Genomic DNA, 10,212 nt, shown 5'->3' with positions numbered 1-10,212 from the left:
ATATACAACATTATTATTGTAAAATAAAGAGGGAAAGATAAAAAAAATAAAAAAAATAATATAAAGTATACACAGAATATAAAAAAAGTAAAATTGATATTTATTTTAATATTATTAAAACCTTGTTTATTCTTATTCATTTATGTTTAAAATATGTAAGAAAAGTGGTAATATTGATATAATAAAATAAAGAATTGGAGAAGGTTATGGATACTAATAATATTTTGAAATTAAAAGAGTTAAAAGTAACTAAGGCTAGGAAAGAAATATTAGAAATATTTCTAGAGAAAAAAGATACTAGTTTAAATGCTGAAGAAATTTTTAGTATTTGTAGACGTAGTGGAAAAAACATAAATTTAAGCACAGTTTATAGAACTTTAGATATATTTTTAGAAAAAGAAATATTAGATAAATTTATTTTAGAAAATGGAGTTTCAGTATATAAAATACATAAAAAGACACATAAACATATTTTAGAGTGTGATATATGTCATAAGGAAGTTGAAGTTCCATGTCCACTAAAGCAAATAGAGGAGATAGTTAGAGAAAAGACAGGATTTACATTAACTGAACATAGCTTAAAAATGAAAGGCGTATGTGATAATTGTAAAAAATAATTTTATAAAATAAAAGCCATAGTTTCAAAAACTATGGCTTATTTTATTTCTTTAAAAATCTTTTTAGAATTAAAACTACTAGTAATGTAATTACAGATGTTATAGCAATAGCACCACCAGGAGCGCTATCTATGTAATAAGAAATTACTAGACCTAAAATTATATCAATAAATCCGAAAAGAATTGATAATAATAATGTCTTTTTAAAATTCTTTTCAAGTTGAATAGCGGTTGCAACTGGAACTACTATTATAGATGAAATAACTAAAATACCCATTATTCTTATAGACATAGATATAGTAGCACTTATTATAATAGTGAATAAATAATTTATTCTTTTTACATTAATTCCAGCAACTTTAGCGCCTTCTTCATCAAAAGTAACATAAAGTAATTTGTTAAATATGAAAAGAAGTATTAATAAAGAAATTATACCAGTAGCTAATATAAGAAGGATATCTTCTTTAGTTACTGTTAAAATGCTACCAAAAAGAAAAGAGTTAACACTTGTAGAGGCTTTTCCACTGCTGATTAATACAATTGCTATACCTAAACTTAATGTTAAAACAATAGACATTACAAGTTCAGCATATTTTTTATAGTATCCTCTTAAAAATTCAATTATAAGAGCACATAAAGTAGTAAATAAAAAAGTTGTTATTAAAGGATTTACTCCTACAACTAATCCTATTGCAACACCAGCAAAGGAAGAGTGTGATAGAGTGTCTCCAATCATAGAATGCCTTCTTAAAACAAGGAATAATCCTATAAATGGACAAAGTACAGAAATAATAGCACCTGCCATGAAAGCATTTTTCATGAATTCTAATTCAAACATATGATCCCCCGTTACATTCCTATAATATTATCTCGGTTAAAAGTTTTATATTTTATAAACTCTTCTTTAGTGTAAAGTTTAGGAGATCCTTCAATTACTTCTATTATGTGTGTAGAGTAGCATAAAGCTATGTCTATATTATGTTCAACAGAAATTATAGTTTTTCCATTAGTATTTAATTCTTTAAGAAGTGAATAGATACTTTTTTGGTTTTTTGAATCAACACCTGTTGATGGTTCATCTAAAATTAAAAGTTCTGGATCACCAATTAGGGCTCTAGCTATAAAAACTCTCTGTTGTTGACCACCTGAAAGATTCCCAATAAGTTTATGTTTAAAATCACAAAGATCAACTTTTTTTAAGGCTTTTTTTAGCTTTGATAAATCTTTAATACCATTTACTTTACAATGATTTAAAAGAACTTCTTCAACTGATATAGGAAATTGTGAATTAAAACTTTCTAGTTTTTGTGGTACATAACCTATATTTTTAGTATTTATATTTATATTTCCAGACACTGGATGTAAAAGTCCTAAAATTAATTTTAATAATGTACTTTTACAGCTTCCATTTTCTCCAACTATAGAAACATACATACCTTTTTCTATATTTAATGATACATCATTAAGAAGATATGGATTTTTTCCAGTATAAGAAAAAGTTAAGTTATTTATTTCAATCAAAAAAATCAACTCCTAAAAATCTTTACTAATCATTATAAACATAAATGCGAATTGTTTGCAAGAAATAAAGTCTATTTTATATCTTTTAAATAATCTATATTCCATTTAGAATTATTTTTTTTTAAGCATACTTCAAACATTTTAAATTCTTCATCTTCATTAATTCCAAAAACGTTGTATATGGATTTATCTTCATGAGAAAATATAAGTTCTGAATTATCAATTCTAGTAAGTTTAGAATCATTTGAATCAACCATATAATATTTTAAAGCAGTATCAGAAGAATTAAGTTTTTGTTTTATTCTGTATACATTTATAAAATATAAAGATATTAATGCAATAGTTATAACAAGAGTTAAAAGACATATTTTTCTTCGTCTTAATTTCTTTTTTTTAGCTTTTTCACGTCTATTTAATTTAATTTCTTTTGATTGTTCAACCATAATATAATAACCTCCTAAAATAAAAGATACTTAAATATTACCATATTTTTCCAATAAGTAAAGAATATTATTATTTTATTAGAATAAAATAATAGGTATAGTTGATATTAGAGTAGATTTAACATTATAATGAATTAAATAAACTTATTAGAAAAAGAGGAAAAGGAGATATATAAATGGATTTTTCAAGTTTAGTTTTAATGGAAAAAGATAAAGAAACAGGTTTTATATCAAAGGAGCTTGGAAGTTTTAGTGTAGATGAAGGAGCTTTATTTGTAAAAAGATTTTATGTAGATAATGATGTTGTTATAGTTAAATTTGATACTAATAAAGATGTAGAAGAATGGGAATTTTCTGCTATATATGATCTTTTTAATGTAGATGCATTTAAAGAAAAGGGATATGAAATAGAAGAAGATTTAGAAGAATATAATCCAACATACATAGTTAAGTTTCCATATGTAGAGGATTTTTCAGAAATGAGTGAAAAAATTTCTGAAGTTATATCTTTAATTAAAGATGAGATGAATAAAGTATTCGAAGAGATAAAAGATAAAAAAGAAGAATATACTGAAGAATAAGATTTTAAAAGGAGATTTTATTTATGGAAGAACTTAAAAAAAGATCAGAAATAAAAAAAGAGGATAAGTGGGATATTGAAAAAATATATAAAAATTCAGAAGAATGGGAAAAAGCCTTTGAAACTTTAAAAAAAGAAGGAATTAAAATTAAAGAATACGAAGGAAAGCTTAATGATAGTGAAACTTTATTAGAATTTTTAAAGCTAGATGAAAAAATATCAAGAGAAGCAGAAAAAATACTTGTATATTCACATCTAAAAAGTGATGAAAATACTGGAGATAACCAAAATCAAGGAAGAATGAATAAAGCTGATAGCTATATGGCTGAGCTTTCAAGCTATGGAGCTTTCTTTATACCAGAGATATTAAGCATTGGAGAAGAAAATATAAATAAAATGCTTAATGAAAAAGAAGAATTAAAATTATATGATTTCATGTTTAAATCTATTTTAGCTGAAAAAGATCATGTTTTATCTAAAGAAATTGAAGAGATGCTTGCAAGTGTTTCAGATTGTTTAGAAGGACCAAGTAACATACATGGAATTCTTACTAATGCAGATATGACTTTTCCAAAAGTTAAAAATGAAAAAGGTGAATTAGTAAGACTTACAGAAGGAAATTATGCTTCATTTATTCGTTCAAAAGATGTAAATGTTAGAAGAGAAGCGTTTAAAGCATTATTTAATGAATATACAAAAATAAAAAATACTTTAGGAACAACATTAACTTCCTCAATAAAGAATTTTAATTTTATGGCTAAAACAAGAAAATATAGTTCAGCTTTAGAAGCATCTTTAAAACCTAATAATATTCCAGTTAAAGTTTATGAAGAAGCAATTGAAACTATAAATAAACATCTTCCATCACTTCATAGATATGTTAGATTAAAGAAAAAACTTTTAGGTCTAGAAGAAATGCATATGTATGATTTATATGTTCCTGTTATAGAAATAGAAAAAGAACATATTGAATTTGATAAAGCAGTTGAAATTGTAATTAAAGCATTAGAGCCATTAGGAGAAGAATATTTAGATATCTTTAAAAGTGGAATAAAAAATGGTTGGATAGATAAATATGAAAATGAAGGTAAGAGAGGTGGAGCATATTCATGGGGAACATATGATACTATGCCTTATGTACTTTTAAATTATAATTATGATTTAAATGATGTATCAACTTTAGCTCATGAAATGGGACATTCAATTCATTCATACTATTCACATAAAGAACAACCATATATATATGGTGGATATACATTATTCTGTGCAGAAGTTGCATCAACAACTAACGAATCATTACTTATAAATTATTTAATAAGAAATGAAAAAGATAAAAATAAGAGATTATATCTTATAAATCAAGAGTTAGAACAAATAAGAACAACAGTGTTTAGACAGTTAATGTTTGCAGAATTTGAATATTATACTCACAAAATGATAGAAGAAGGTAATCCTCTTACTGCAGAAGATTATTGTAAAAAATGGCATGAATTAAATGTAAATTATTTTGGAGAAGATATGATAGTTGATGAAGAAATAGATATAGAATGGGCAAGAATACCTCACTTCTATTCAGATTTCTATGTTTATCAATATGCTACAGGATATGCAGCAGCTTCAGCATTTTCAAATTCAATCTTAAATGGAGAAAAAGATGCAGTTTCTAAATATAAGAAATTCTTAAAAAGTGGAGGTTCAGATTATCCAATAAACATTTTAAGAAATTCAGGAGTTGACATGACTACTCCAATGCCATTAGAAAAGACTATAAAGAGATTTAATGAATTATTAGATATGTTAGAAAATGAAATATAATAAATAAATATTGATTAAGGAGAGCATATAAAAATTTTTAAATGTTCTCCTTTAAATTATTAACTAAAAGGGAAAAATAAATTATTAAATAAAGGAGAGAAAATATGAGAGAGTTGAAATTAAATAGTAAATTAACAATTATATTTTATTTAATATTAGGAATAACATCAGTTTATGATATTTTTTATAGAGGTGGAGAGAAATTACCTAGATTAGCGCTAATTGCAATCACAATTTTAGGACTAAATTTAATTTATAAAAAAACTTTTTTTAAAAATTCTAAAATAATATATAGAATAGCATTATTTTTTATTTTTATTTCTATGTATTTAGCAAATGTTTGGAATTTTTATGGAGTAGAAAATTATGATAAGATGTTACACTTATTATCAGGTGTTATATTAGGATTTATAGGCTTGGGTTCCTATATAAAAATGTTTAATATAAAAGATAAAAAAGAAATAGATATAAAAAGATTAATAATATTTATAATAATGTTTTTGTTATCAATAGCAGGTGCTTGGGAGATATGGGAGTTTACAACTGATAGTATATTTGGATTAACTGCTCAAAATGGATTAAATGATACTATGTGGGATATGATACTTGGAACATTAGGGGGAATTATAGTTCTTTTTCCAATAATTAAATTTGCTAAAGGAAAAAATGTTAAATTAATAGATGAATTTTTAAAGGATATATAAAAAGAGTGTGTTTAAAAGCACACTCTTTTTTAAAAGAATAAAAAATAATTTTCTAATATATTAGGAATTTTATAACGTAAAGATAATTTTAAAAAATAATCTTTTATTTTCTTTAAATCTTTTGATAAAAATAATTTGTTCAAATAATTTTCTTCTGTAGTTTTCAAATGACTAAAGTTTTCTTTAAAGTCTTTGAAAGCCTTTAAACTTAATTCAGTAGATATATCATCATAAATAGATTTATCAAGGAAAGAATAAAATTTATAAAATCCTTCATTAAACAGAAGGTCTCTACCAGTATTAAAGTGGTCTAAAGATCTTTGAAGTAAATAATATTTATATCTATTAAATTCTTTATTTGCCATTTCGAAAGGAATAATTTTATCTTTAAATTCGATAAAATTGTTAAACTTAAAAGCAGAAAAATCTTTATCTTTAACTTCAATCATAACATCAAAATCTAGTCCATCAGAAGCATCTATATATTCTTTTACATTGTTAATATCTATGCTTTGAGAATGGGAACCTAAACGCTTATTTTTGTCTTGTTCACTATAATGAACTTTAGGAGGTCCATCATCATAATTCCAAGTGGAAAAAGCACTTTTTAAAGCATTTTTTATATCAATTGAACCTTCATAACAGAAATGATGTAAATTATCAAACACTATTGGTACATTACATCTATGAGAAATATTTAAAAGATCGTCTAAAGAATAATTTTTTTCATCATTTTCTATTATCAATCTATCTAATATATTTTTGTCTAAAGATTTATATGTTTGTATAAACCTTTCAATTGCAGAAATTTTATCTCCATAAACTCCACCAACATGTAAAATTATTTTATTTTTTTTATCTATTCCTAAAGAATCTAAAAAATCACAATGATATTTTAAGTCAGCTATAGATCTCTTTAAAATATTTAAATCAGGAGAGTTTATTACAGTATATTGTCCAGGATGCATTGATAATCTAATATTATTATCTTTTGCATACTTTCCAATTTCTAAAAGTTTATTTGAAAATTCTTTTTTCCAGTCTAGAAGATTTATTTCATGACTTCCAAAAGGAATAATATCAGAACTTATTCTAAACATAAGTATATTATTTGATTTGTTATATTTTAATATATTTAATAAATCATCTAGATTATTATCTATACATGAATAGAGAAGTTCTTCGTTATAATTTTTCAATAAAAATTTTCTAGTTGTTTTATATGAAACGCCTAAGGGAATACAAGGATATCCAATTTTCATAAGGTTCTCCTCCTTAAAGTAATAGTAAATTATATATATATAATTCCAAAAAAAATATATATAATTCAAAAAAGTTAGAGAAATATTTAATTTGTAAATTGATAAAAATAAAGGGGTTAAATTAATAAAGTAACAAACTTATATCATAAAATTTGATTTTTATAGAAAAAAATAGAAAAAAGATGTATTATATAGTTAACTAATAAAAAGGGGGTTTTACCATGGATGGAAAACAATATGTAACTGAAGTACTAGATAAAGTAAAAAAAAGAAATGCTGGAGAAAAAGAATTTATTGATGCTATAACTGAAGTGTTAAATTCTTTGGTGCCTGTATTTGATAAAAATCCTAAATTTATAGAAAATGGATTATTAGAGAGAATTGTGGAACCTGAAAGACAAATAATGTTTAGAGTTCCTTGGGTAGATGATAAAGGTAATGTCCAAGTAAATAGAGGTTTTAGAATTCAATTTAATAGTGCTATAGGGCCTTATAAAGGAGGATTAAGATTTCACCCATCAGTTAATGCAAGTATTATAAAGTTTTTAGGATTTGAGCAAATATTCAAAAACTCATTAACAGGATTACCAATAGGCGGAGGTAAAGGAGGATCAGATTTTGATCCAAAAGGAAAATCAGATGGAGAAATAATGAGATTTTGTCAAAGCTTCATGGCTGAATTATGCAAACATATAGGAAGTGATATTGATGTACCTGCTGGGGATATAGGAGTAGGTGGAAGAGAAATAGGTTATATGTATGGATATTATAAAAAGTTAACAGGATTAAATACTCAAGGAGTATTAACAGGTAAGGGATTAACTTATGGTGGAAGTTTAGGTAGAACAGAAGCTACAGGATATGGACTTGTTTATTTCACTGAGGAAATGTTAAAAGATAATGGAGAAAGCTTTTCTGGAAAGACAGTTGTAATATCAGGTTCAGGAAATGTAGCAATTTATGCAACAGAAAAAGCAACAGAACTTGGAGCAAAAGTTGTAGCTTTAAGTGATTCAAATGGATATGTTTATGATGAAAATGGAATAAATTTAGATGTTGTCAAAGAAATAAAAGAAGTTAAAAGAGGAAGAATAAAAGAATATTTAGACTATGTAAAAGATGCAACATATGTAGAAGGATGTAGGAATATATGGAATGTTAAATGTGATATAGCTCTTCCATGTGCAACTCAAGGAGAAATTAATAAAGAGGATGCAGAAAAGTTAGTTAAAAATGGAGTTATATGTGTTTCAGAAGGAGCTAATATGCCTACGACTTTAGAAGGTATAGATTTATTATTAGAAAATAAAATTATGTTTGGACCTGCTAAAGCTGCAAACGCAGGTGGAGTAGCATGTTCAGCACTAGAAATGTCACAAAATAGTATGAGGTTATCTTGGTCTAAAGAAGAAGTAGATGAAAAATTAAAAGCTATAATGAAAAATATTTATTTAAATGCAAGTTTAGCTGCTAAAGAATATGGGAAAGAAGGAAATATAGTTGTTGGAGCAAATATATCAGGATTCTTAAAAGTAGCAGATGCAATGATGGCACAAGGGATAGTTTAAAATTAAATAAAAAAGGGTAACCTAAAGTATAGATTAGGTTATCTTTTTTTATTTACGAATATTAAGAAATTATTAATTAAAAATAAGGTAAAAATAAGATTTATACACTTGATTTTTAAACTATCTTGAATTATATTTAAAAGGACGTACATTTATAAAGAAAATAGAAGAAATGAATGGGGAAATAATTTCCATTTGTCATTTAGGAGTGAATTTAATGGGAAACGTTGTTTACGGTGTAACTGCTGTGTTTCAGTTATTGGTTTTTTTAATCACAATGTACTATTTAGTTTTAGGATTTATAGGTCTAGGTAGAAAAAAAGATATAAAAGACTATACACCAAAGAAAAAGTTTGCAATGTTAGTAGCTGCACATAATGAAGAAGTAGTTATATCTGGAATAGTGGATAGTATGGCAAAGCTTAATTATCCAAAAGAATTATATGATGTATTTGTTATAGCTGATAATTGCACAGATAAAACTGCAGAAATTGCTAGAAAACATGGAGCAAATGTATTTGAAAGATTCAATAAAGAAAAAAAAGGAAAAGGATATGCTTTAGAATGGATGTTCTCAAATCTTTTTGAAATGGAAGAACAGTATGATGCTATTTGTATTTTTGATGCGGACAATTTAGTCCATGAAGACTTCTTGAAAGAAATAAATTCAAAGATGTCAGAAGGATATAAAGTTGTACAAGGATATATTGATAGTAAAAATCCAAATGATTCTTGGATAACAATGTCATATTCAATAGCTTTCTGGTCACAAAATAGAATGTTCCAGTTAGCAAGAAGAAATGTAGGTTTTTCTAATCAACTTGGGGGAACAGGATTTGCTATTGATGTAAGTATTCTAAAAGAGTTAGGTTGGGGAGCAACTTGCTTAACTGAAGATTTAGAGTTTACTTGTAAGCTAGTATCAAATGGAGAAAAAGTTGGTTGGGCTCATGATGCAAAAATATTTGATGAAAAGCCATTAACATTAAAGCAGTCTTGGGCTCAAAGAAAAAGATGGATGCAAGGGTTTGCAGATGTAGCTTCAAGATATTTCTTTAAATTAACTAAGAAAGCAATAAAAGAGAAAAAATGGTATATATTTGATTGTGCTTTATATGTAATGCAGCCATTTGTAACATTACTATTAGGTATATCAGCAGTATTGACTCTTGTTCAAAGCACTTTACATACATCCGGAGTATTTACTATAACTAGTATGTTTAGCGATGTTGGTTGGAAAGTATTTATAGTTGCCCAATTCTTAATTACACCATTAGTACTTAAATTAGAGAAAAAAGTATCTAATGGATTCTTTGTGATGATGTTTTTATATTCATTAAATGTATTTTTTGTACCTGTATTATCATCACTTATACCATCAGTTTATTCTTGGATAATAGTTGAAGTGGCATATAATGTAGTGTTCTTAGTATTAACTCTTGTAATATTAGGAATCAATAATTTTAAATTATTCTATAGATTTTTATTATATGGATTATATACACTTTCTTGGATTCCAATTACAATACAAGGAATTGCCAATAAAAATAAGAAAGAATGGAGTCATACAAAACATGTAAGAAATGTTGAAATATGTGACTTATAAAGTTTTTCAAGGTCTACCGAAAGGTAGACCTTGAATATTTTATTGATTTTTTTTTAAGTTAAGCTATGATAAAATATAGAGATTAAAGAGAACGAG

Annotated in this window: 10 protein-coding genes; 6 read left to right on the top strand and 4 right to left on the bottom strand. The window is 25.5% G+C overall.

Translation table 11 applies throughout. The annotated features are described in order from the left end of the window. Positions 1 to 206 precede the first annotated feature (206 nt). Positions 207 to 617 carry a Fur family transcriptional regulator gene (locus CLTHE_RS15705; protein WP_080024223.1) on the top strand — a complete coding sequence of 137 codons (411 nt, stop codon included), beginning with the start codon at positions 207 to 209 and terminating at the stop codon, positions 615 to 617. A gap of 43 nt (positions 618 to 660) precedes the next feature. On the opposite strand, the gene CLTHE_RS15700 is transcribed toward CLTHE_RS15705, so the two are convergent. The 3 genes from CLTHE_RS15700 to CLTHE_RS15690 all read right to left on the bottom strand — a co-directional run bounded on the left by CLTHE_RS15700 (position 661) and on the right by CLTHE_RS15690 (position 2,581). Next, complete coding sequence (locus CLTHE_RS15700; RefSeq protein ID WP_080024222.1) at positions 661 to 1,455, bottom strand: metal ABC transporter permease; 795 nt, start codon at positions 1,453 to 1,455, stop codon at positions 661 to 663. 11 nt (positions 1,456 to 1,466) lie between these two features. Further along, positions 1,467 to 2,138: a metal ABC transporter ATP-binding protein gene (locus tag CLTHE_RS15695; RefSeq protein ID WP_080024221.1), complete on the bottom strand. Its 672-nt coding sequence runs from the start codon at positions 2,136 to 2,138 to the stop codon at positions 1,467 to 1,469. 71 nt (positions 2,139 to 2,209) lie between these two features. Continuing rightward, the gene (locus tag CLTHE_RS15690; RefSeq protein ID WP_080024220.1) at positions 2,210 to 2,581 is read right to left on the bottom strand and encodes a hypothetical protein; all 372 of its coding nucleotides are present in this window, start codon (positions 2,579 to 2,581) and stop codon (positions 2,210 to 2,212) included. Positions 2,582 to 2,757: 176 nt separating this feature from the next. Between CLTHE_RS15690 and CLTHE_RS15685 the strand changes: the two genes are divergently transcribed. The 3 genes from CLTHE_RS15685 to CLTHE_RS15675 all read left to right on the top strand — a co-directional run bounded on the left by CLTHE_RS15685 (position 2,758) and on the right by CLTHE_RS15675 (position 5,680). Then, positions 2,758 to 3,162: a DUF6762 family protein gene (locus tag CLTHE_RS15685; protein WP_080024219.1), complete on the top strand. Its 405-nt coding sequence runs from the start codon at positions 2,758 to 2,760 to the stop codon at positions 3,160 to 3,162. A gap of 23 nt (positions 3,163 to 3,185) precedes the next feature. Continuing rightward, positions 3,186 to 4,976 carry an oligoendopeptidase F gene (gene pepF, locus CLTHE_RS15680; protein WP_080024218.1) on the top strand — a complete coding sequence of 597 codons (1,791 nt, stop codon included), beginning with the start codon at positions 3,186 to 3,188 and terminating at the stop codon, positions 4,974 to 4,976. A 104-nt stretch (positions 4,977 to 5,080) separates the two neighbouring features. Next, positions 5,081 to 5,680 carry a DUF2238 domain-containing protein gene (locus tag CLTHE_RS15675; RefSeq protein ID WP_080024217.1) on the top strand — a complete coding sequence of 200 codons (600 nt, stop codon included), beginning with the start codon at positions 5,081 to 5,083 and terminating at the stop codon, positions 5,678 to 5,680. A 29-nt stretch (positions 5,681 to 5,709) separates the two neighbouring features. Here the strand turns inward: CLTHE_RS15675 and uvsE are convergent, their stop codons facing one another. After that, positions 5,710 to 6,942: a UV DNA damage repair endonuclease UvsE gene (uvsE, locus tag CLTHE_RS15670; RefSeq protein ID WP_080024216.1), complete on the bottom strand. Its 1,233-nt coding sequence runs from the start codon at positions 6,940 to 6,942 to the stop codon at positions 5,710 to 5,712. Positions 6,943 to 7,163: 221 nt separating this feature from the next. On the opposite strand from uvsE, the gene gdhA reads away from it, so the two are divergent. Both gdhA and CLTHE_RS15660 read left to right on the top strand, forming a co-directional pair. Beyond that, entirely contained in the window at positions 7,164 to 8,510 is a 1,347-nt protein-coding gene (gdhA, locus tag CLTHE_RS15665; RefSeq protein WP_080024215.1) for an NADP-specific glutamate dehydrogenase, read from the top strand. A 217-nt stretch (positions 8,511 to 8,727) separates the two neighbouring features. Further along, positions 8,728 to 10,116: a glycosyltransferase family 2 protein gene (locus CLTHE_RS15660; protein WP_080024214.1), complete on the top strand. Its 1,389-nt coding sequence runs from the start codon at positions 8,728 to 8,730 to the stop codon at positions 10,114 to 10,116. Positions 10,117 to 10,212 lie beyond the last annotated feature (96 nt).

It is taken from the genome of Clostridium thermobutyricum DSM 4928 (genome assembly GCF_002050515.1).
GTDB lineage: Bacteria > Bacillota > Clostridia > Clostridiales > Clostridiaceae > Clostridium > Clostridium thermobutyricum.
The sequence above is the reverse complement of the archived record's forward strand: the minus strand, read 5'-3'. Positions and strand labels throughout refer to the sequence as shown.